19 protein-coding genes and 2 tRNA genes are annotated in these 21,429 nt (G+C 45.6%); 7 read left to right on the plus strand and 14 right to left on the minus strand.

From position 1 onward, the window contains the following. Both ACFFUV_RS13195 and ACFFUV_RS13200 read left to right on the plus strand, forming a co-directional pair. Nucleotides 1–1,413, plus strand: a complete 1,413-nt coding sequence (locus ACFFUV_RS13195) for a glutamate synthase small subunit GltD family protein (RefSeq protein WP_390193540.1) — start codon at nucleotides 1–3, stop codon at nucleotides 1,411–1,413. A gap of 73 nt (nucleotides 1,414–1,486) precedes the next feature. Continuing rightward, a complete protein-coding gene (locus ACFFUV_RS13200) occupies nucleotides 1,487–1,909 on the plus strand; it encodes a DUF1499 domain-containing protein (RefSeq protein ID WP_390193542.1) in 423 nt (140 codons plus the stop codon). 44 nt (nucleotides 1,910–1,953) lie between these two features. On the opposite strand, the gene truB is transcribed toward ACFFUV_RS13200, so the two are convergent. The 12 genes from truB to rlmE all read right to left on the minus strand — a co-directional run bounded on the left by truB (nucleotide 1,954) and on the right by rlmE (nucleotide 14,131). Next, nucleotides 1,954–2,901 (minus strand): tRNA pseudouridine(55) synthase TruB, encoded by a 948-nt coding sequence (gene truB / locus ACFFUV_RS13205; RefSeq protein WP_390193545.1) that lies wholly within the window; start codon nucleotides 2,899–2,901, stop codon nucleotides 1,954–1,956. Beyond that, entirely contained in the window at nucleotides 2,901–3,296 is a 396-nt protein-coding gene (gene rbfA, locus ACFFUV_RS13210) for a 30S ribosome-binding factor RbfA (protein ID WP_390193547.1), read from the minus strand. The genes truB and rbfA overlap by 1 nt, the downstream gene beginning before the upstream one ends. A 133-nt stretch (nucleotides 3,297–3,429) precedes the next feature. Then, nucleotides 3,430–6,153, minus strand: a complete 2,724-nt coding sequence (gene infB, locus ACFFUV_RS13215) for a translation initiation factor IF-2 (protein ID WP_390193548.1) — start codon at nucleotides 6,151–6,153, stop codon at nucleotides 3,430–3,432. A 27-nt stretch (nucleotides 6,154–6,180) separates the two neighbouring features. Further along, the gene (nusA, locus tag ACFFUV_RS13220; RefSeq protein WP_390193551.1) at nucleotides 6,181–7,668 is read right to left on the minus strand and encodes a transcription termination factor NusA; all 1,488 of its coding nucleotides are present in this window, start codon (nucleotides 7,666–7,668) and stop codon (nucleotides 6,181–6,183) included. Nucleotides 7,669–7,704: 36 nt separating this feature from the next. Further along, a complete protein-coding gene (rimP, locus tag ACFFUV_RS13225) occupies nucleotides 7,705–8,160 on the minus strand; it encodes a ribosome maturation factor RimP (RefSeq protein WP_390193553.1) in 456 nt (151 codons plus the stop codon). A 209-nt stretch (nucleotides 8,161–8,369) separates the two neighbouring features. Continuing rightward, nucleotides 8,370–8,446 (minus strand) — tRNA-Met (locus tag ACFFUV_RS13230). 56 nt (nucleotides 8,447–8,502) lie between these two features. Further along, a tRNA-Leu gene (locus tag ACFFUV_RS13235) sits at nucleotides 8,503–8,586 on the minus strand. Nucleotides 8,587–8,595: 9 nt separating this feature from the next. Then, nucleotides 8,596–8,934: a preprotein translocase subunit SecG gene (gene secG / locus ACFFUV_RS13240; protein ID WP_390193555.1), complete on the minus strand. Its 339-nt coding sequence runs from the start codon at nucleotides 8,932–8,934 to the stop codon at nucleotides 8,596–8,598. A gap of 221 nt (nucleotides 8,935–9,155) precedes the next feature. Continuing rightward, nucleotides 9,156–10,496 (minus strand): phosphoglucosamine mutase, encoded by a 1,341-nt coding sequence (gene glmM, locus ACFFUV_RS13245; protein ID WP_390193557.1) that lies wholly within the window; start codon nucleotides 10,494–10,496, stop codon nucleotides 9,156–9,158. 27 nt (nucleotides 10,497–10,523) lie between these two features. After that, nucleotides 10,524–11,354, minus strand: coding sequence for a dihydropteroate synthase (gene folP / locus ACFFUV_RS13250; protein ID WP_390193560.1), 831 nt, complete (start codon nucleotides 11,352–11,354; stop codon nucleotides 10,524–10,526). 67 nt (nucleotides 11,355–11,421) lie between these two features. Further along, complete coding sequence (gene ftsH / locus ACFFUV_RS13255) at nucleotides 11,422–13,392, minus strand: ATP-dependent zinc metalloprotease FtsH (RefSeq protein ID WP_390193563.1); 1,971 nt, start codon at nucleotides 13,390–13,392, stop codon at nucleotides 11,422–11,424. Nucleotides 13,393–13,501: 109 nt separating this feature from the next. Continuing rightward, nucleotides 13,502–14,131 (minus strand): 23S rRNA (uridine(2552)-2'-O)-methyltransferase RlmE, encoded by a 630-nt coding sequence (rlmE, locus tag ACFFUV_RS13260; RefSeq protein ID WP_390193564.1) that lies wholly within the window; start codon nucleotides 14,129–14,131, stop codon nucleotides 13,502–13,504. 110 nt (nucleotides 14,132–14,241) lie between these two features. Here rlmE and yhbY point away from each other — a divergent pair, with 110 nt between their 5' ends. Further along, nucleotides 14,242–14,538, plus strand: a complete 297-nt coding sequence (gene yhbY / locus ACFFUV_RS13265) for a ribosome assembly RNA-binding protein YhbY (protein WP_390193567.1) — start codon at nucleotides 14,242–14,244, stop codon at nucleotides 14,536–14,538. An 88-nt stretch (nucleotides 14,539–14,626) separates the two neighbouring features. On the opposite strand, the gene greA is transcribed toward yhbY, so the two are convergent. Beyond that, nucleotides 14,627–15,100 carry a transcription elongation factor GreA gene (gene greA, locus ACFFUV_RS13270; RefSeq protein WP_390193570.1) on the minus strand — a complete coding sequence of 158 codons (474 nt, stop codon included), beginning with the start codon at nucleotides 15,098–15,100 and terminating at the stop codon, nucleotides 14,627–14,629. Nucleotides 15,101–15,650: 550 nt separating this feature from the next. On the opposite strand from greA, the gene ACFFUV_RS13275 reads away from it, so the two are divergent. The 3 genes from ACFFUV_RS13275 (at nucleotide 15,651) to ACFFUV_RS13285 (ending at nucleotide 18,711) form a co-directional block, all read left to right on the plus strand. Further along, nucleotides 15,651–16,670 (plus strand): porin, encoded by a 1,020-nt coding sequence (locus ACFFUV_RS13275; RefSeq protein WP_390193573.1) that lies wholly within the window; start codon nucleotides 15,651–15,653, stop codon nucleotides 16,668–16,670. Nucleotides 16,671–16,770: 100 nt separating this feature from the next. After that, nucleotides 16,771–18,204: a serine-type D-Ala-D-Ala carboxypeptidase gene (gene dacB, locus ACFFUV_RS13280; protein ID WP_390193575.1), complete on the plus strand. Its 1,434-nt coding sequence runs from the start codon at nucleotides 16,771–16,773 to the stop codon at nucleotides 18,202–18,204. Between the two features lie 105 nt (nucleotides 18,205–18,309). Then, the gene (locus ACFFUV_RS13285) at nucleotides 18,310–18,711 is read left to right on the plus strand and encodes a YbaN family protein (RefSeq protein WP_390193577.1); all 402 of its coding nucleotides are present in this window, start codon (nucleotides 18,310–18,312) and stop codon (nucleotides 18,709–18,711) included. A gap of 74 nt (nucleotides 18,712–18,785) precedes the next feature. On the opposite strand, the gene tyrS is transcribed toward ACFFUV_RS13285, so the two are convergent. Continuing rightward, nucleotides 18,786–19,973 carry a tyrosine--tRNA ligase gene (tyrS, locus tag ACFFUV_RS13290; protein WP_390193579.1) on the minus strand — a complete coding sequence of 396 codons (1,188 nt, stop codon included), beginning with the start codon at nucleotides 19,971–19,973 and terminating at the stop codon, nucleotides 18,786–18,788. Nucleotides 19,974–20,100: 127 nt separating this feature from the next. Between tyrS and shyC the strand changes: the two genes are divergently transcribed. Beyond that, the gene (gene shyC / locus ACFFUV_RS13295) at nucleotides 20,101–21,387 is read left to right on the plus strand and encodes a peptidoglycan DD-endopeptidase ShyC (RefSeq protein ID WP_390193581.1); all 1,287 of its coding nucleotides are present in this window, start codon (nucleotides 20,101–20,103) and stop codon (nucleotides 21,385–21,387) included. Nucleotides 21,388–21,429: the final 42 nt, after the last annotated feature.

Raw genomic sequence — 21,429 nt, forward strand, 5'->3', positions numbered from 1 at the left:
ATGAGCCAGAATGTATACCAATTTATCGATGTTCAGCGCGTAGATCCGGCTAAAAAGCCTATTGATGTGCGTAAAATCGAGTTTGTCGAAATCTATGAACCCTTTACTAAGCAACAAGCGACCGCGCAAGCGGATCGCTGCTTAGACTGTGGTAACCCATACTGTGAGTGGAAATGTCCGGTTCATAACTACATTCCTCAATGGTTAAAACTGGCCAATGAAGGACGTATTTTAGAAGCGGTAGAGCTTTCTCACCAAACCAACAGCCTGCCTGAGGTTTGTGGGCGCGTATGCCCACAAGATCGCCTGTGTGAAGGATCGTGTACTCTAAATGACGACTTCGGTGCAGTCACCATCGGTAATGTTGAAAAATACATCACCGACAAAGCATTTGAAATGGGCTGGAAACCAGACATGTCTCATGTTGAGTGGACAGACAAGAAAGTCGCGATTATCGGTGCGGGCCCTGCTGGCCTCGCCGCAGCGGATGTTCTTGTTCGAAACGGCGTGAAACCTGTCGTGTTCGATCGCTATCCAGAAATTGGTGGCTTGCTGACATTTGGAATTCCCTCATTCAAGCTCGAAAAAGGAGTGATGGAAAATCGCCGTCGCATCTTTAGCGAGATGGGTGTTGAGTTTCGTATGAATGTCGAAGTGGGTAAAGACGTGGAGATGCAGCAGCTACTCGATGAGTACGATGCCGTATTTCTTGGCGTAGGGACTTATAAATACATGCGTGCAGGGCTGGAAAACGAAGATGCAAATGGCGTTTATGACGCCCTGCCGTTTTTGGTTTCTAATACCTACAAAGTGATGGATTTGGAACACAACCAACCGTTCATTGATATGGCGGGTAAAAAAGTCGTCGTACTCGGTGGTGGTGATACCGCGATGGACTGTGTTCGTACATCGATTCGTCAAGGCGCATCAAACGTAATTTGTGCCTATCGTCGAGACGAAGAGAATATGCCGGGCTCACGCCGAGAAGTTAAAAACGCGAAGGAAGAAGGCGTAGACTTTATGTTTAACCTGCAACCTTTGGCCATTGAGGTTAACTCTGCAGGGCAAGTTTCTGGCGTGAAAGTGGTGAAAACCGCACTGGGTGAAGCGGATGAAGCGGGCCGACGTCGTCCTCAACCGGTTGAAGGCAGTGAGCATGTGTTAGATGCGGATGCGGTCATTATGGCGTTTGGTTTCCAACCGCACCAAATGTCTTGGTTAGAACCATTTGATGTAAAACTGGATCAATGGGGACGCATTCAAGCTCCTGTGAGCCAAGAGTTTATGTACCAAACCTCTAATCCAAAAATCTTCGCTGGCGGCGATGCGGTTCGTGGGTCAGATCTCGTCGTGACAGCCATTGATGAAGGTCGCAAGGCGGCTGACGGAATTTTAGACTTTCTCGACGTCTAACTCATTCAAAAGCCGTTATACTAAAAGGGATGCCGAGTGCATCCCTTTTTGTTTGTGAAATCCAAGGACTGTGATGAAATACCCCCTGATATTTTCGGTGCTACTGTTAACGGCGTGCAGCCAGACGCCGGCTCAAATAGCGGATCGCAGCGCAACGCTTTGTCCGGATAGCCCGAACTGTGTTTCAACCCAGGATAGCCGAGAGTCTCATCACTTAGCGCCTTTTTTACTAAGCGAGAGCGCAACCTTAGACCAAATACAGCAGGTAGCGACCACACTTCCTCGGGCGAAAACAGCGGTCAAGCAAGCAGACTACCTACGTATCGAATACACCTCTTTGGTGTTTCGCTTCGTTGATGATCTAGAATTAAGGATATCTGGTAGGGAACTTTGGGTGCGCTCTCAATCTCGGGTCGGCTATTATGATTTTGGCGTTAACCGTCAGCGAGCACAAGCCTTAAGAGATTCATTGCAACAAGCTCAACTAATTGAATAGTCGTAAGCATAAAAAACCGAAGCATTGGCTTCGGTTTTAAGTTTCTATTCTTGCTCTTCACGAAACACAACGAGCCGTTTCGGGGCAATTTTGCCATCATCATTCATTTCACCAACACCAATGAATAACTTTTCATTGCCGGAGGTAAGGCGTACCTGACCTTGAGTCGGGGCGCCAAACACCTGTACAGGCTGACCATGTTGAATGAGATCGGTAAGCTCAGCATTAACGTTCACTTCTGGCAATGCTTGAACGGCGGTATCCATTGGTAACAACAAAGGGTCAAGAAGAGACTTTGGCGCAATCTCCTGACTCTGAGCTTGCTCCAGCAACTCATTTAACTGTTCAAGCGTTACCATACTTTCGTAAGGATAATTGGCAACGCCAGTACGACGCAACATGGTGACATGAGCGCCACAGCCAAGCATCTCACCCAAGTCATCGACGATAGTGCGAATATACGTTCCTTTCGAACAGTGCACTTCCATTTCAACTTCATCACCTTCAAAACGATGAAGCACAATATCGTACACCGTGATTTTTCGCGATTCACGTGGCACATCTATGCCCTGACGAGCATACTCATACAGAGGCTTTCCTTGATATTTCAGTGCCGAAAACATCGATGGTACTTGATCCGTTTCTCCTCGAAACTTTTCAATACAAGCCGTTAATGTTTCTAGGTCAACACTCACTGGACGTGTTTCGACCACTTCACCATCGGAATCCGACGTGTCGGTGCGCTCACCCAATTTCGCAATCACGCGATAGCGTTTATCGGAATCAAGTAAGAACTGAGAAAACTTAGTGGCTTCGCCCAAACAAATGGGCAACATACCAGTTGCAAGAGGATCCAGTGCCCCAGTATGCCCTGCCTTTTCGGCAAAATAGATACGCTTTACTTTTTGAAGCGCATCATTTGAAGAGATGCCTGTCGGCTTATCAAGGAGCACAACACCATTAATTGGACGACCTTTGCGACGACGAGCCATTACTCTTGATCCTCATTCCCTGAATCTTTGTGCTTGAGCTTATCTTGATGAACCACTTCCGTCACCAAGTTAGACATACGCATCCCTTCCACCAAGGTATTATCATAATGGAAGCGAATCTCGGGCGTTAAACGTAGGCGAATACGTTTTCCAAGCATCATGCGCACATGTGCTTCATGCTCGCGCAGTGCGGCTAAACACGACTCAGGCGTTTGTTCACCCACACATAAGAAAGTGACAAACACTTTGGCGTAGGCAAGGTCACGAGATACTTCTACATCAGAAATGGTCACCATTCCTAAACGAGAGTCACGGACTTCGCGTTGAAGAATCATCGCGAGTTCTTTTTGCAACTGCTGCGCTACGCGCTGCGTGCGGCTAAATTCTTTTGACATATCTTTACTCACTTAATACTTAGCACGGCAAAAATTATGCGCCTAAGTAACGAAAGAATGGGGGGATGGTAAAAAACCAGCCCCCCATGGTGTATTCAACAACCAATCACTGTATGACAGTAATTTTAGTCAATTAGTCGAGTGTACGTACAACTTCAACAATTTCGAAGACTTCGATTTGGTCACCAACGCGAACATCATTGTAGTTCTTAACGCCGATACCACATTCGTAGCCATTCTTAACTTCTTGTACGTCGTCTTTAAAGCGGCGAAGTGATTCAAGCTCACCTTCATAAATAACCACGTTATCGCGTAGAACACGAATTGGGTTATTACGCTTAATCAGACCTTCTGTAACCATACAACCAGCGATAGCACCAAGTTTAGGCGACTTAAACACGTCACGAACTTCAGCAAGACCAATGATCTCTTGCTTGAATTCTGGTGCCAACATACCGCTCATGGCTTGCTTCACTTCATCAATCAATTGGTAAATGATTGAGTAGTAGCGAAGGTCAAGGCTTTCAGCTTCGATAGTACGACGTGCTGATGCATCGGCACGAACGTTAAAGCCAAGAATGATTGCATTCGATGCGGCTGCCAATACGGCATCAGTCTCGGTAATACCACCAACACCAGAACCAACGATGTTCACTTTAACTTCTTCAGTCGACAGTTTCACGAGTGAGTCTGCAATCGCTTCGACCGAACCTTGAACGTCGGCTTTCAGTACGATATTTAGCTCAGCAACGTCACCTGCCGCCATGTTCGAGAACATGTTCTCTAGTTTCGATTTCTGCTGACGAGCAAGTTTCACTTCACGGAACTTACCTTGACGGTAGTTTGCAACTTCACGCGCTTTACGCTCGTCACGAACGACTGTCGCTTCATCACCAGAAGCCGGAACACCAGAAAGACCTAAAATCTCAACTGGAATCGATGGACCCGCTTCAGACACTTCATTACCAGTTTCATCACGCATCGCACGAACACGTCCGTATTCCTGACCACAAAGGACAATATCACCCTTGTGAAGCGTACCAGATTGAACCAGTACCGTTGCAACCGGACCACGACCTTTATCAAGGCGAGATTCAACCACAACGCCAGAAGCCATACCGTCAGCAACCGCTGTCAGTTCAAGAACTTCTGCTTGAAGAAGAATCGCTTCAAGTAGACCATCGATATTAGTACCTTGTTTCGCAGAGATGTGAACGAAGATGTTCTCACCGCCCCACTCTTCAGGAATAACATCGTATTGTGCAAGTTCATTCTTCACGTTGTCTGGGTTTGCGCCTTCTTTATCGATCTTGTTCACTGCGATGATAAGAGGAACTTCCGCGGCTTTCGCGTGTTGAATGGCTTCCACAGTTTGAGGCATAACACCGTCATCTGCTGCAACAACAAGCACAACGATATCTGTTGCTTGAGCACCACGAGCACGCATTGCGGTAAACGCCGCGTGTCCAGGAGTATCCAAGAAAGTGATCATGCCGTTGTCAGTTTCTACATGGTAAGCACCGATGTGCTGCGTAATACCACCCGCTTCACCAGAAGCAACGTGTGTACGACGAATGTAGTCCAACGTTGATGTTTTACCGTGGTCAACGTGACCCATAATGGTAACCACTGGCGCACGTGAAACGGCCTCTGCAGTGTCATCACCACGGTCTTGCATCACTGACTCTTCCAACTCATTCTCTTTGCGAAGAATAACCTTATGGCCCATTTCTTCAGCAACAAGCTGAGCGGTTTCTTGGTCAATGACTTGGTTAATGGTAGCCATCGCGCCCATCTTCATCATCACTTTGATAACTTCGGTGCCTTTCACTGACATCTTTTGTGCTAGCTCAGAAACCACGATGGTTTCGCCAATCACAACATCAGATTTTGCGACAGTTGCTGTTTTATCAAAGCCATGTTGCATTGAAGCAGGCTTAGCAAGCTTACCTTTACGGCCTCGGCCGCGAGTGTTGTTACGACCACCGCGTTCTTGCTCGTCGTTTTTAGAAGAAGATTTTTTCTTCTTCTTATTGCTAGTACGACGAGAGGCTTCTTCACGACGGTCTGCTTCATCTTCGGCTTCACGTGCATATTGTGAAGTCGTTACATGGTAATCTGTATCTTCCATATCACCCTTTTTCTTTTCTTCCGCAGACCAACGCTCATTATTTTTTTCGGCCAGTTCGCGAGCTTCCTCTAGCTTGCGTTGGCTTTCTTCTTCGGCTTTTCGCTTAGCTTCTTCTTCCTGACGGCGTTTAAGCTCTTGTGCCTCTTTTTGCGCTGCTTCTTGCTTAGATTTATCTTCAGCGGTACTCGGATCAGCATCAGCTGAACGTTGTTTCGCTTTTCCTTCAGCTTCACGCTTCGCCTTTTCTTCAGCTTCGCGTTTCGCCTTCTCTTCAGCTTCACGCTTCGCTGCTTCTTCAGCTTCACGTTTCGCCTGCTCTTCAGCTTCGCGCTTCGCTGCTTCTTCAGCTTCGCGTTTTGCTGTTTCTTCCGCTTCACGTTTTGCCGCTTCTTCAGCTTCACGTTTCGCTTCATCTTCGATTGCACTACGTTTTACGTAGGTACGTTTCTTACGTACTTCAACCTGAACATTCTTACTCTTACCGCCACCCGCATTCACACTGAGTGTGCTTCGAGTTTTACGTTGCAGAGTTAAACGAGTAGGACCAGACTCATTTGAGCTGTCACCGTGTTCTTTCTTTAGATGAGTGAGTAGTTTTTGCTTCTCATCGTCAGAAACAGCATCGCCACTCGCTTTTTTCATCCCCGCATCAGCAAGTTGTTCTAATAAGCGGTCGATTGGCGTACCAATCTCTTCACTGAGTGTTTGAACTGTTCTTTGTGTCATGCCGCTTCCTCCCCCTTGCTGAAATAATTATGCGTCTTCGCCGAACCAACAAATGTTGCGAGCTGCCATGATAAGTTCACCTGCACGCTCTTCGGTTAGACCTTCAATGCCTTCTAGATCGTCGATGCCCTGATCAGCGAGATCTTCTAGTGTTGCAACACCTTTCGCCGCCAATTTATAAGCCATCTCGCGCTCGAGGCCATCAAGAGCTAAAAGGTCATCAGCAGGCTCTACGCCTTCAAATGATTCTTCTTGAGCAAGTGCAATTGTGGTTAACGCATCTTTTGCACGGGTACGTAGCTCTTCGACTAGCTCTTCGTTAAGGCCGTCGACTTCAAGTAGCTCGTTTACAGGTACATAAGCGATTTCTTCTAATGTAGAGAATCCTTCTTCAACCAGTAACTCGGCAAAGTCTTCTTCAATATCGAGGTACTTCATGAAGTTTTCAAGCGATGCTTGAGATTCTTCTGCATGTTTCTTTTGTAGATCTTCAACAGTCATTACGTTCAGTTCCCAACCAGACAGTTGAGATGCCAAACGAACGTTTTGACCATTACGCCCAATCGCTTGAGCTAAGTTATCGGCTTCAACCGCGATATCCATTGAGTGCGCATCTTCATCAACGATGATAGAAGCCACATCAGCAGGTGCCATTGCATTGATAACAAATTGCGCTGGGTTATCATCCCACAGCACGATATCAATACGCTCACCGCCAAGTTCACCAGAAACCGCTTGAACACGAGCGCCACGCATACCAACACACGCACCAACAGGGTCAATACGACGGTCGTTAGTTTTTACTGCAATTTTCGCACGTGAACCAGGGTCACGAGCAGCGCCTTTCAGTTCGATGATTTCTTCAGCGATCTCAGGAACTTCCACTCGGAATAGTTCAGCCAACATTTCTGGCTTTGAACGAGTAACAAACAGTTGGAAACCGCGTGCTTCAGGACGAACTGCGTAAAGCAGGCCACGAACACGGTCACCAGGACGGAAGTTTTCACGCGGTAGTTGATCGTCACGTAAAATCACGGCTTCGGCGTTATTACCTAAATCGAGAATAATGGTATCACGATTCACTTTCTTCACCGCACCAGTCACCAATTCACCTTCATTGTCGATGAATTGTTCGACGATTTGCGCACGCTCAGCTTCGCGTACTTTTTGTACAATAACCTGTTTTGCTGTCTGAGTAGTGATACGATCGAACGTTACAGATTCAATCTCATCCTCGACATAATCACCAAGTTGCACAGTCTCATCATCATACTGAGCAGCTTCAAGTGAAATTTCTTTGGTTGGGAACTCAACTTCCTCAACCACTAACCAACGACGGAAAGTTTCGAATTCACCGGTTTTACGATCGATCGCAACGCGCACATCGATTTCGAATTCATGTTTCTTCTTAGTCGATGTTGCTAGGGCAATTTCTAACGCTTCAAAAATACGCTCACGAGGTACGCCTTTTTCGTTGGATACCGCTTCTGCAACCGCTAAAATCTCTTTACTCATTTTAATTAGCCTCTTCAGCTCTTTTCTCTAGGAGAACTAAAATTTAGGGATCAGGTTCGCTTTGGAAATATTGCTTAGAGCAAATTGCTCTTCTTGGCCGTCAACCTGGACAGTAATCATCTCGCCATCAACGGCTTGAATAATCCCTTTCCATTTACGACGATTGCCAACAGCCATTTTCAATACGATGCTTACCTCGTGACCAATAAACTGTTGATAGTGTGCTGGCTTGAAAAGTGGTCGTTCTAAACCTGGTGAAGACACTTCTAGGTTGTAAGCCACTGAGATTGGATCTTCAACATCTAGAACCGCACTTGCCTGATGACTAACTTCAGCACAGTCATCAACCGTAATGCCATTCTCATGATCGATAAAAAGACGCAATGTTGAGTGCTCGCCAGCACGAATAAATTCTAATCCAACTAACTCATATCCAGCTGCTGAAACCGGAGCTTCAAGCAATTCAGTAAGTTGTCTTTCTAAACCAGTCATTTAAACCACTCCAGAAACAAAAAAAGGGCTCAGAGCCCAATCTAAATACCAAGCAACTATCCGATTTAAGAAAATCAGATAACAAAAAACCCCGATAGTCGGGGTTTTTTGTTGCTGGACCCTGAATGTTAAGTGACATTTCACTTAACCCGCAGCGGGTTAGCACTGCGCAAACTTGCCCAATCTTATCTTCATAATGATATAAAGATTGGTTGCGGGGGCCGGATTTGAACCGACGACCTTCGGGTTATGAGCCCGACGAGCTACCAAGCTGCTCCACCCCGCGTCCGACTAGTGAGCAATTATACGCTCCACATAGTGTTTTACAAGTTTGTAAAAGAATGGTGCCGAGAGAGGGACTCGAACCCTCACACCTAAGGCACTAGCACCTCATGCTAGCGTGTCTACCAATTTCACCATCTCGGCATCGAATTCTTATTGAGGAATTTCTTCACCCGTAGGGGCTGGAACTTCACTCACTGTCTCATCAGCTTTCTTTTCGATGGTTACACCTTGTGACGGGTCTACCCATTGAGATTCAGTTTTGTGCGTTGACATATTACCAAGCACTAAGCTGATGATAAAAAATACTACTGCAAAAATTGCTGTCATTCGGGTTAAAAAGTTACCAGAGCCGCCTGCGCCAAACACTGTGTTTGATGCGCCTGCACCGAATGAGGCTCCCATATCTGCGCCTTTACCTTGCTGAATCAACACCAGGCCAATTACACCAAGCGCTGCCAACAGGTAAATCACAAGTAGAACAGTAAACATATTTCCACCTATGTTCCAAATTGTTGAGCCAGCGCCGTTTAAACGACTTAAACAAGGCTAGCGGCCTCCTTTGCGAAGGCGGAGCAATACTAGCGGAACCCAATAGCGCTGACAAGGGGTATTTCTTAAATTTTCTCGATATCCGAATTAAATGCTCAAAAAAAGGGCAAGTTAGCGAATAAATAGCCGAGAGGACAAGCTATTAGCCCCTCGGCATTGCATTAACTGTTTGCTTTTACTGTCTCAGCAATCATTAACGCTAAGCGTTGAACTAATTCGGCATCTTCGCCTTCAACCATAACGCGAATCAACGGCTCGGTACCAGAAGCTCGCAACAAGACGCGCCCTTTATCACCAAGTTCGGTTTCAGCGGCATTAACTGCTGTTTTTACCGCTTCTGACGACATAGGGTCAGAATCACCGGCAAACCGCACATTTTCCAATACTTGTGGGTAGAGCGTCATACCTTGAGAGAGATCGTACAATGATTGATGGCTACGAACAACCGAAGATAACACTTGAAGCGCTGCAACAATGGCGTCTCCAGTGGTCACTTTATCGAGTAAAATAACGTGCCCAGAATTTTCAGCACCAATCTTCCAGCCGTTCTCCAACAGTTTTTCCATCACATAACGGTCACCGACGGCTGCCCTTTCAAACGGAATGCCAAGCTCTTTCAAGCCATTTTCCATTCCGAGATTGGTCATGAGCGTGCCAACTACTCCACCTTGCAGCTTGCCCGTTTTCTGCGCTTCACGAGCAATAATGTATGCAATCTGGTCACCGTCGACTTTATTGCCAAGGTGATCAACCATAATAAGGCGATCACCATCACCATCAAAGGCCAGACCTAAGTCCGCGCCTTCCGCAAGGACACGTTGCTGTAATGCATTGACATCGGTCGCCCCAACTTTATCGTTGATATTGGTGCCGTTGGGCTCGACACCCATTGCAATAAGTTCAGCGCCTAATTCTCGGAACACACTTGGCGCAATATGATAGGTCGCCCCATGAGCACAATCGACGACGATTTTGAGTGTCGATAAACTTAATTCATGTGGAAAAGTACTTTTACAAAACTCAATATAGCGCCCAGCAGCATCGGTTAAGCGCGCCGCTTTACCAAGAAGCGATGATTCAACACACTCAAGTTCTTTATCCAATTCCGCTTCAATGGCCAATTCGACTTCATCTGGCAGTTTAGTGCCTTCTGACGAGAAGAATTTAATTCCGTTATCGTAGTAAGGGTTGTGTGATGCAGAAATCACGATGCCCGCTTCGGCGCGAAATGTTTGAGTCAAGTAAGCGACCGCAGGTGTCGGCATTGGCCCAGTGAGCGTTGCTTTGAGTCCAGCAGCAGCAAGACCTGCCTCGAGTGCAGATTCCAGCATATAGCCTGAAATTCGAGTATCTTTTCCAATAATCACTTGTTTGGTGCCTTGCTTAGCAAGCACTCGACCAGCCGCCCAGCCAAGCTTCAATACGAAATCAGGTGTGATTGGGTAAGTACCTACTTTGCCTCGAACACCGTCTGTACCAAAATAACGTCTTTGATTCGACATGATGTATCCTTTGTTATAATTCTGGTGTTACTGATTCTCTAAGACGGCATTCACGATTTTGACCGCTTCTAATGTCTCTTCGAAATCATGTACACGGATAATTTGCGCACCTTTGAGCGCCGCGATGGTGGCACATGCAACACTGGCAACCATGCACTCGGCAGGCTGTTTATCAAGTAACTTAAACAGCATAGATTTACGTGACATCCCGGCAAGCACTGGCAAGTCATAGCGATGGAACTCTTCAAGATGCGCCAGCATAGAGTAATTATGTTCTACTGTTTTGCCAAATCCAAAGCCCGGATCTAAGATCAGCTGCTCACGTTTTATGCCAGCGGCAATACAAACATCAATTCTTTCACCTAAAAACTGATGTACTTCCTCCATCAACTGATCATAGCGTGGATTATTTTGCATTGTTTGCGGATCGCCCTGCATATGCATAATACAGACAGGAACATTGGCTTTGGCAGCCACTTCCAACGCGCCTGGTTCGGTTAATGAACGCACATCGTTGATAATGTCGGCACCAGCCTCAATCGCTTGCCTCATGACCTCGGCTTTGCTGGTATCGACAGAAACCCAAACGTCATAATGCTCTCGAATCGCTTTTACAACGGGAATGACGCGAGCAAGCTCTTCTTGTTCACTCACTTCAGGTGCGCCAGGGCGCGTCGACTCGCCGCCAATATCAATGATCGTGACACCAGCATTGACCATCGCTTCCACGCGCTGCAACGCCGTCTCGATGGTATTGAAACGACCACCATCAGAAAAAGAGTCGGGAGTAACATTTAAGATCCCCATCACGTGTGGTTTGGTCAGGTCAAGAACTCGATTATGTGCTGTTAACTTCATTTTTAAAACTCATTATCCCTAAAACAAAAAACCCCGAGTAAACTCGGGGTTTCAATCAAAAGACGGGTTACTCGCTGTCTTTTTTCTCAGCTGATTCGTTTAAGTTGGTATCTTCGGAAACTTCACTGTTCGAATCATCGTCAACTTTGGTTGGCGCTGCTGGAGATGGTTTCTCGTCAGACTTTGCTCCTTTAGAACCGCTATCATGGTCGTTATCAACCCATCCTGCAGGTTCACGGATATCCGCCTTACGTTCCATCAAATCATCGATTTGACCAGCATCAATCGTTTCATACTTCATCAATGCATCTTTCATCGCATGCATGATATCCATATTGTCTTCAATGATTTGCTTAGCTCGGTCATAGTTGCGATCAATGATCTTACGAACTTCATCGTCAATCAGCTTAGCAGTGTCATCTGACATATGCTTAGTTTGCGTCACGCTACGGCCAAGAAAAACTTCGCCTTCATCTTCAGCATATAAAAGAGGACCCAGTTTTTCAGAGAAGCCCCATTGGGTAACCATCTTGCGAGCAATTTCTGTTGCACGTTCGATATCGTTAGAAGCGCCAGTGGAGACTTTGTCAGCGCCATAAATAAGCTCTTCTGCTAAACGTCCACCATACAAGCTGGAAATCATCGACTCCAAATGCTGACGCGACATACTGACACGATCATGCTCAGGAAGATACATCGTCACACCTAAAGCGCGGCCACGTGGAATAATCGAGACTTTATAGACAGGGTCATGTTCAGGCACCAAGCGCCCAACGATTGCATGTCCTGCTTCGTGGTACGCAGTAGACTCTTTCGTCTCTTCAGACATCACCATAGAACGGCGCTCCGCACCCATCATGATTTTGTCTTTAGCCAGTTCAAATTCGACCATCGAGACATTACGCTTGTTACCACGTGCAGCAAATAAAGCCGCTTCGTTAACAAGGTTTGCTAAGTCAGCGCCCGAAAAGCCCGGTGTACCACGTGCGATCAAAGACGGCTCAACGTCTCCCGCTAGCGGAACCTTACGCATGTGAACTTTAAGGATTTGCTCACGGCCTCGAACATCGGGTAGACCAACCACGACTTGACGGTCGAAACGACCGGGACGAAGTAGCGCGGGGTCAAGAACATCAGGACGGTTGGTTGCCGCGATAACGATGATACCTTCGTTACCTTCGAAACCATCCATTTCAACCAGCATTTGGTTTAGCGTTTGTTCACGTTCATCGTGTCCGCCGCCCACACCAGCACCACGTTGACGACCAACAGCATCGATTTCATCGATAAAGATGATACAAGGCGCTGCCTTTTTCGCTTGTTCAAACATGTCACGGACACGGGATGCACCGACACCAACAAACATTTCAACAAAGTCAGAACCTGAGATCGTAAAGAATGGGACTTTTGCTTCACCCGCAATGGCTTTCGCGAGCAAGGTTTTACCCGTACCTGGAGGACCAACCATCAATACACCAGTTGGAATCTTACCGCCCAACTTTTGGAATCGACTCGGATCACGCAGATAATCGACCAGCTCTTTCACATCTTCTTTGGCTTCATCACAACCAGCGACATCAGCAAAGGTGGTTTTGATTTGCTCTTCGCTCATCATCCGCGCTTTACTTTTACCGAAAGACATTGCGCCTTTACCGCCGCCACCTTGCATTTGGCGCATAAAGAAGATCCACACACCGATCAACAAAATCATCGGGAACCAAGAGATAAAGATGGTTCCAAGCAAGCTTTGTTCTTCCGGTGGAGTACCTTGAACTTTGACGTTTTGATTAATCAAATCATCGAGAAGCTTTTGATCATAAACGGGCATGTACGTCACGTTGCGAGTTGCGCTACCACGACGTGTAAAGGTGATTTCACTATCTTTGAAAGTTGCTTCTTGAATCTGGCCTTTGCCAACTTCTTGTACAAAGGTCGTATAATCGACTGCTCTGCCGCTGCTTTCACCAGGGCCAAAGCTCTGGAAAACAGACATCAATACGACAGCGATAACGAGCCACAAAATTAAATTTTTTGCCATGTCACTCAAGGTGTCAGCCTCTCGATAACTAATTGTAATTAAAAGGTAGGGTACTACAGATTATAAACTGTAGCTATAGGGTAAACCGTAGCGTCAATGCGCTATTTGGTTAACCTTTGTAACCAGTGGCTACAATATAAACTTCTCGAGAGCGAGCGCGAGAAGAATCTGGTTTGCGTATCTTAACCGCTTTAAACAGATCACGGACATCTTTAAGATACTGATCAAAACCTTCACCTTGGAAGACTTTCACCACAAAACTACCATTAGGTGCCAGAACTTGTCGACACATATCTAATGCTAGCTCAACTAGATACATTGCACGAGGTTGGTCGACAGATAAATTGCCTGCCATATTTGGCGCCATATCTGACATCACCACATCCACCATGCTTGGTTGAATTCGTTCAAGCAACGCGTCTAATACCGCTTCTTCACGAAAATCACCTTGTAAAAAAGCCACTCCAGCAATTGAATCCATCGGCAAAATATCACAGGCAATCACCTGCCCTTCATCGCCAACGATGCCCGCGGCATATTGCGACCAACCACCAGGGGCTGCCCCGAGATCCACCACTGTCATTCCCGGTTTTAGCAATTTGTCTTTATTTTGAATTTCTTCGATTTTAAAAATCGCACGGGAACGGTAGCCTTTCTTTTTGGCTTCATTCACGTATTTATCATCAAAATGTTCTTTCAACCAGCGTCCGGAGCTGGCTGAGTGTTTTTGTTTACTCATCTATTTTCGACCGGTAGAGCGCATCTAGCCCAATAATTGATAGTCTTAAGGGATAGATGGCGTTAAAATGCAGTTTTTCAACCCTAATAGTAAATAAAATTGGCCGCGTAATGAACCTAAGCACCAAACAAAAGCAGCATCTCAAAGGTCTAGCTCACAATCTGAAACCTGTCGTCCTACTGGGCGCAAATGGCTTAACCGAGGCTGTACTAGCAGAAATCGAAATCGCGCTGGACCATCATGAACTGCTCAAGGTAAAAGTGGCTTCAGAAGATCGTGAAACAAAAAACTTGATTGTTGACGCCATTGTTCGCGAAACAGGCGCAGAAAAAGTCCAAGTTATTGGCAAAACCTTGGTTTTGTATCGCCAAAGCGAACAGCGCAAGATTGAACTACCACGCAAGTAATCGTTGTGTGCAGAATAAAAAAGGTCGTAATTACGACCTTTTTTATTAACTTGTATTTGAAATCTAAGCTGTCGCTAAGAAAACAAATTTAAATGTAATCGACACGGTCGATTTCGTAATCTTTCACACCACCTGGTGTGGTAATCGATACTTCATCGCCTTCCAGTTTACCAATCAATCCACGCGCCATCGGCGAGCTGACCGAAATACGACCGGCTTTAATGTCCGCTTCATCATCGCCGACAATTTGGAATGTCTTTTCTTCTTCAGTATCCATGTCAATCAGGGTAACTGTCGTCCCAAAAATGACTTTGCCCGTGTTTTCCATTTTCGTCACATCAATAACCTGTGCAATGGAAAGCTTGTATTCAATATCACGAATCTGAGCTTCGCAAATGCCCTGCTCTTCACGGGCAGCATGGTATTCTGCGTTTTCTTTTAAATCACCCAATTCGCGCGCTTCAGCAATTGCTTGTGAAATTTGTGGGCGAAGTTTTAGTAGTCTGTCGAGTTCTTGGCGCAGCTTCGCTTCGCCATTCACAGTCATTGGGACTTTTTCCATTTCATACCTCTATGCCAAAGTAATTTTTGGACAAAATAAAACTACCCAACCCAAGAGGGTTAGGTAGTGGTGGTGAATATTCAATTTCTTGTAGTGTAAACAAAGTTAGCTATGAAATCATCCTAATTCCGGCACGTGTGATCCACTTCAAATAAATAAAAAGTTACCAAAATGAATAAATTTGCTTACTCGTATCAATCTCGTGATTATCAACAAATATTAAACTAAAAAAAACTAAAAGATCACTTAACTAAAAAAATCATAAATAAGGCATAATTTCATTAAATATCAGTAGTTTGATATTTTTTTCGCTAAAAATAAAACACTGTTCAAATGTGTAATTTATATCATTTTACTATCTAATCGCGGAACTTTAGCGGTACAACTAGTTCCGAGATTCCTTAGCGGAAGTCCAATGATTTTTATATTTTAACAACTGTTTAATATAAAACGCGTTGGCTAAGGCTATCCCCCCTACGGGCAACTCGTGTATTCATGCTTGAGTGCCCAGCTCAAATTTATTTATGGACAGTAAATTAGGACTAATAAAATGAACAAGACTCTGATTGCTCTAGCAGTATCAGCCGCAGCAGTGGCGACAGGTGTAAATGCCGCGGAACTTTACAACCAAGACGGTAACACTGTGAACATGGGCGGCCGTGCTGAAGGACGTATGCTTCTACAAGACGGAAAAGCAACAGATAAGACTCGTATTCGCTTAAACTTCGAAGGTATTGCGCAAGTTAACCAAAACCTATACGGCATTGGCTTCTGGGAAGGCGAATTTACTACCAATGAACAAGGCCAAGGCACTGATGAAGGTGACAGTGACCTAACAACTCGTCTCGCTTACGCAGGGTTAGGTGGTCAATTTGGTCAAGTTTCTTATGGTAAAACTGAAGGCTCGCTAGGCGTTGTCACTGACTTCACCGATATCATGGGCTACCACGGAAACTCAGCAGCATACAAACTGGCAGTTGCAGACCGTACTGACAACATGTTGGCGTATAAAGGCAGCTTCCAAAACCTAGACGTACGTGCAAGCTACCGTTTTGCAGATGCTGATGACGGAACAACTGGTGAATTTGAAGACAACGGCAAAGATGGCTACTCGCTATCTGCTATCTATGCAATTGCAGACACTGGTATCAAGCTAGCCGCGGGTTACGCTGACCAAGACGAGTCTAACGAATACATGCTTGGCGCAAACTGGACATATAACAACCTATACCTAGCGGGATTATTCACTGATGGTGAACTACAAATCGCCAATACTAATGACAACGTTGATTACACAGGTTACGAAGTGGCAGCGGCGTACACTGTAGACAAAACAGTTTTCACTACTACCTACAACAACGCCGAAACTAACAATGAAACATCGGCAGATAACCTCGCAGTTGATGCATCGTACTTCTTCAAACCAAACTTCCGCGGTTACGTTTCATACAACTTTAACCTAATTAGCGACGGTGATACTATAGGCAGTAATACTCAGTTAGGTAACGGCCCAGCGACAAAAGCGCAAGCTGAAGACTCAATTGCTCTAGGTCTACGTTACGACTTCTAATCTCTCGATTAAAGTCATAAAGATAAGACGCCTGCTCGCTAGCAGGCGTTTTTTATACTCGCTATACTGTGTCACTGTTTTTATATTCTGCTGACTTTCTATGTTTCTTCGACGCTTATTTTGCCTAGCGGTATTGATTTTCGCTTCCGTATTCACCATTCAGGCTAGTGAACTCACAGCTCCCCTCCCTAATGGCACTCGCGTCGGCCTAGTCATTCAAGAGTTAGCGACACAACGCAATTTAGAAACCACTGGCAATCAAGATGTTTACTTTCCACCAGCCAGTACGCTCAAACTGGTTACTGCACTGGCGGCGAAACTTGAGCTTGGTGACGATTTTCGCTATCAAACCGAGTTATCAAGCGCTGACCAAGATCTGGTTTTTCGCTTTTCTGGTGATCCGACGTTAACCACCTCCGATTTGCATGCCATGCTAGTGAGTGCGAAGCAACAAGGCATCACGCATATTGATGGCGACATTTGGCTAGATACCAGCGTATTCAGTGGTTATGATCGCGCTGTAGGTTGGCCGTGGGATATTCTTGGCGTTTGCTACAGTGCGCCCGCCAGTGCAGTGATTATCGATGACAACTGTATTGAAGCCTCAATATACACCAAAAAAGATGGCTCAACTCGTGTGTTTGTCCCTGAGCATTACCCGATACATGTCATTACCCAAGCTCAAACCGTCACTAAAGCCGGACAAAAGAGCAGTCAGTGTGATCTAGAGCTATTGACCACTCAGAATAACCACTATCAATTACAAGGCTGTCTCGTGGAACGTTCCAAACCGCTTCCTCTGCGCTTTGCGGTTCAAAACCCAACACTCTATGCCTCTCGCGTCATATACGCCCAACTTCGTCAGGCCGGCATTGAGCTTAAAGGCCAAGTTAAGATCGGTACGCCAAATAGTGCTCAACAAGTAAAGCGTCTCGTTATTCACCAGTCTGAAACGTTGGATGGATTACTTGATACGATGCTTAAGCACTCTGATAATTTGATTGCTGACAGCCTGACTAAAACCATTGGTGCACATTTCTTCATTCAACCCGGGAGTTTCAACAATGGCACCGAGGCGATCAAACAAGTGTTGTTCTCACACGCGAATTTGGATTTGTCTGATTTACCGATGGCGGATGGCTCCGGCTTGTCACGCAATAACCGCATGACGGTAAAAGCAATGAGCGATGTTTTACGCTACATTTGGCAACAAGATGACAAGCTGAATTTAATTCGTCATATGCCAATCGCGGGGGTAGATGGGACGTTAAAATACCGACGCAGCATGCGTCGAGCACCAATACAAAACAACATCATAGCCAAAAGTGGCTCTTTATATGGCAGTCATAATATGGCGGGATTTGGTTTAGATCGTTTTGGCAAACCGAAAACTCTGTTTGTGCAATATGTGACTGACTACTATCCACCTGAACGTAATGAGGCTCAGCCAAGCACCATCGCACCACTCACCCAATTTGAGCAGCGCTTTTACCGGACCATTGTGACTGACAGTCAAGCTACGGCAAAAAAGTAAACATCAATTGATAAAAGCAACACGAACTATCGTTGAAATCTATTTGCTTATCGGTACTTCGCTAACGATACTAAAAACATTGTTCCTATATATTGTGTCGATGAGATGAACCAACCCTGTTCAAAAACAGAAGCAATAAAACGCAAGGGGTATAGTTGTGTCGGTTGGACCTGCGTCATCCTCGGGTTGATTGGCGTCACCGTTCCATTATTACCCACCGTCCCTTTTATCCTGTTGGCCTTATATTGTTTCGGCTGCTCTTCACCAGCCTTCCAGCAATGGCTGCTGGATCATCGAACTCTTGGGCCGATTGCTCGACGTTTGAAAGATAAAAAAGGATTAACCAAACGTGAGAAATGGCAATCTTTGGTGGTTATTTGGTTGTCGATGGGCAGCGTATTGTACTTTGTTGCTTACGGAACTCACTGGCAGTGGGCGATCATTAGCCTGCTAGTATTTGAAACTTGGTTTATTCTTCGTTTTCGCACTTATCAGCCAGAACAATGAGATCATGCTAAGTCAATGGAAATAAAAAAGCGCCACAAAGGCGCTTTTTTATTAACGGGGGTTATTAACCTCGATTACTTGATAGTAATACGAGCGAATTTACGTTTACCCACTTGGAAAACATACGTTCCCGCTTCTGGCGTTAATTTCGCGTCAGTGATTTTTTCACCATCCAACTTCGCTGCGCCTTGTTTCACCATACGCATAGCATCAGACGTTGAAGAGCAAAGTCCCGCTTCTTTTAGCAAATTGCTCACCGGTACACCTGAGTCAAAACTAAACTCTGGCATCTCATCAGGCACCGCACCTTTTTGGAAACGATTAATAAACTCTTGCTCAGCCGCATCCGCATCCGCATCCGTGTGATAACGCGCAATGATCTCTTTCGCCAACAGAATTTTGATATCGCGTGGGTTCTTACCGTTAGCAATTTCCTGTTTAAACTGTGCAATTTCTTCTAACGGACGGAACGAAAGTAATTCGTAGTAGCTCCACATCAGATCATCTGAAATCGACATGATTTTACCGAACATTTCGCTTGGTGCTTCGCTAATACCAATATAGTTGTTCGCTGACTTAGACATTTTCTTCTCGCCATCTAAGCCGACTAACAATGGCATCATCAACACAACTTGAGGTTTCTGACCGTTGGCTTTTTGCAGTTCACGCCCCATCAACAAGTTAAATTTCTGATCGGTACCACCCAGTTCGACATCGGTTTCCATCGCGACCGAGTCATAACCTTGCAATAACGGATACATGAACTCGTGAATCGCGATAGGTTGGCCTCTTGAGTAACGCTTTTTAAAGTCATCACGTTCTAGCATGCGCGCAACGGTTTGATTCGCAGCAAGACGAATCATGCCTTCCGCGCCTAATTCAGATAACCAATTCGAGTTAAACTCGATCTTGGTTTTCGCCGGATCCAGAATCTTGAATACCTGTTCTTTATAGGTTTCCGCGTTACGTAGTACGTCTTCACGAGTCAACGGTGGACGCGTGGTATTTTTGCCGGTTGGGTCACCCACCATACCGGTAAAGTCACCAATCAAGAAAGTCACATCATGACCAAGCTCTTGAAACGTGCGTAACTTATTAAAAATAACCGTGTGCCCCAAATGGATATCTGGCGCCGTTGGATCCGCACCTAATTTAATACGAAGGGGACGGCCTTCTTTCAGTTTTGCGATCAATTCCTCTTCTGGAATCAACTCATCCACACCACGCTTAATCTCGGCCAGTGCTGCTTCAATACTCGCCATTCTTGTTCTCTCCCACAGATTTGGCAAAAATTTGATAGTTCGACATCTTACTTGAATAGCGATGCTTTTTGAAACCAGTTAGACTTAACCAAGCCGTTTTTTATGATTTTGTCGCTACGAATTTATAATGTTATCTATTTTTGCTCGTTTACCGAAGCTTCATCGTATCCTCATTGCGCTGTGCATTGTTCTCATGATCGTTGCGCTGTGCTTGCCTTCCCCTAAAAGTTTGCATCACGAGTCAAGTTTTTATCAAATTGGTCAACACTATCCGATTGAAATCAACCCTCAGAACCTCTCTTCACCCAAAATAGACTCTCCTCTCGCGAGTTTAAAGTGGGAAAAGCACACCGTAGGTTCAGGGGAGAGTGCTGCGGTACTGTTCAAACGTTTAGGGCTCTCATCACGGTTGCTTTATCAGCTGACGACAACCAATAAAGACATTAAGCAGCAACTGACGCACTTACGCCCAGGCGATGTGTTGGAGTTTGGCTTTGATGAGCAAAGAGATCTGATTCAACTCAAACGACGTCTTAGTGCAGATGAAACCTTTGTCATCTCCAAAACCGAACAGAGTTATGATTCCAGCGTAGATAAAAAAGAAGTTCATTATCAATATAACTACGCGCAGGCTTCCATTACCTCGAGCTTTTGGAATGCGGGTAAAGCCGCGGGGTTAACCGCTAATCAAATCATCGAGATCGCCAAAATTTTTGGTTGGGATATCGATTTCGCGCTAGATATTCGTCGCGGGGACGGATTCAAAGTGCTGTATCAGGAAAAAATTGTTGAAGGTGAAGTGGTACAACGAGGACGAATTATCGCCGCTATCTTTACCAACCAAGGCGAGACATTCAAAGCGATCTACGACGATCATAGCGAAAGTTATTATGATGAAACAGGCCGAGCGATGAAAAAAGCCTTTTTGCGCTCCCCCCTAGATTTTCGTCGTGTTAGCTCCAACTTCAACCCTCGCCGCTTACACCCAGTCACAGGTCAAGTCAGGCCTCATCGCGGCACAGATTATGTGGCCCCGGTCGGCACACCTATTTGGGCGGCAGGTGATGGTATCGTTCAGAAATCGAGCTACAACAAATATAATGGTAACTATGTGTTTATTCGTCACAGCAGCACATACATCACCAAATATCTGCATCTAACCAAACGTACAGTCAAAACCGGTCAACGTGTTAAACAAGGGCAAACCATCGGCACTCTGGGTAGCACAGGTCGTGTGACCGGCCCTCACTTGCACTATGAATTCTTGGTTAATGGTCGCCACAAAAACCCGCGAACCGTCTCTTTACCTCAGTCAAAATCATTGACCGGTAAAAACAAAGCGACGTTTATCGCCAACGCAAAAGTACGCTTAGGCAAACTTGATCGCTACAGTCAGTTATTAGCCAAGCAGTAACTAAATGCCAAGAACAAAAAAAGCACTGATAAATCAGTGCTT

Origin of the sequence: Vibrio olivae, assembly GCF_042428525.1 — a bacterium.
In the GTDB taxonomy this organism is placed as follows: Bacteria; Pseudomonadota; Gammaproteobacteria; order Enterobacterales; family Vibrionaceae; genus Vibrio; species Vibrio olivae.

Bases quoted from the DNA above. Each gene is read 5' to 3' on its own strand.
- yhbY (WP_390193567.1), top strand. From the start codon at position 14,242: ATGAACCTAAGCACCAAACAAAAGCAGCATCTCAAAGGTCTAGCTCAC.
- folP (WP_390193560.1), bottom strand. From the start codon at position 11,354: ATGAAGTTAACAGCACATAATCGAGTTCTTGACCTGACCAAACCACAC.
- tyrS (WP_390193579.1), bottom strand. From the start codon at position 19,973: ATGGCGAGTATTGAAGCAGCACTGGCCGAGATTAAGCGTGGTGTGGAT.
- ACFFUV_RS13200 (WP_390193542.1), top strand. From the start codon at position 1,487: ATGAAATACCCCCTGATATTTTCGGTGCTACTGTTAACGGCGTGCAGC.
- ftsH (WP_390193563.1), bottom strand. From the start codon at position 13,392: ATGGCAAAAAATTTAATTTTGTGGCTCGTTATCGCTGTCGTATTGATG.
- ACFFUV_RS13275 (WP_390193573.1), top strand. From the start codon at position 15,651: ATGAACAAGACTCTGATTGCTCTAGCAGTATCAGCCGCAGCAGTGGCG.
- infB (WP_390193548.1), bottom strand. From the start codon at position 6,153: ATGACACAAAGAACAGTTCAAACACTCAGTGAAGAGATTGGTACGCCA.
- rimP (WP_390193553.1), bottom strand. From the start codon at position 8,160: ATGACTGGTTTAGAAAGACAACTTACTGAATTGCTTGAAGCTCCGGTT.
- secG (WP_390193555.1), bottom strand. From the start codon at position 8,934: ATGTTTACTGTTCTACTTGTGATTTACCTGTTGGCAGCGCTTGGTGTA.
- glmM (WP_390193557.1), bottom strand. From the start codon at position 10,496: ATGTCGAATCAAAGACGTTATTTTGGTACAGACGGTGTTCGAGGCAAA.
- rbfA (WP_390193547.1), bottom strand. From the start codon at position 3,296: ATGTCAAAAGAATTTAGCCGCACGCAGCGCGTAGCGCAGCAGTTGCAA.
- shyC (WP_390193581.1), top strand. From the start codon at position 20,101: ATGTTATCTATTTTTGCTCGTTTACCGAAGCTTCATCGTATCCTCATT.
- ACFFUV_RS13285 (WP_390193577.1), top strand. From the start codon at position 18,310: ATGAACCAACCCTGTTCAAAAACAGAAGCAATAAAACGCAAGGGGTAT.
- ACFFUV_RS13195 (WP_390193540.1), top strand. From the start codon at position 1: ATGAGCCAGAATGTATACCAATTTATCGATGTTCAGCGCGTAGATCCG.
- greA (WP_390193570.1), bottom strand. From the start codon at position 15,100: ATGGAAAAAGTCCCAATGACTGTGAATGGCGAAGCGAAGCTGCGCCAA.
- rlmE (WP_390193564.1), bottom strand. From the start codon at position 14,131: ATGAGTAAACAAAAACACTCAGCCAGCTCCGGACGCTGGTTGAAAGAA.
- nusA (WP_390193551.1), bottom strand. From the start codon at position 7,668: ATGAGTAAAGAGATTTTAGCGGTTGCAGAAGCGGTATCCAACGAAAAA.
- truB (WP_390193545.1), bottom strand. From the start codon at position 2,901: ATGGCTCGTCGTCGCAAAGGTCGTCCAATTAATGGTGTTGTGCTCCTT.
- dacB (WP_390193575.1), top strand. From the start codon at position 16,771: ATGTTTCTTCGACGCTTATTTTGCCTAGCGGTATTGATTTTCGCTTCC.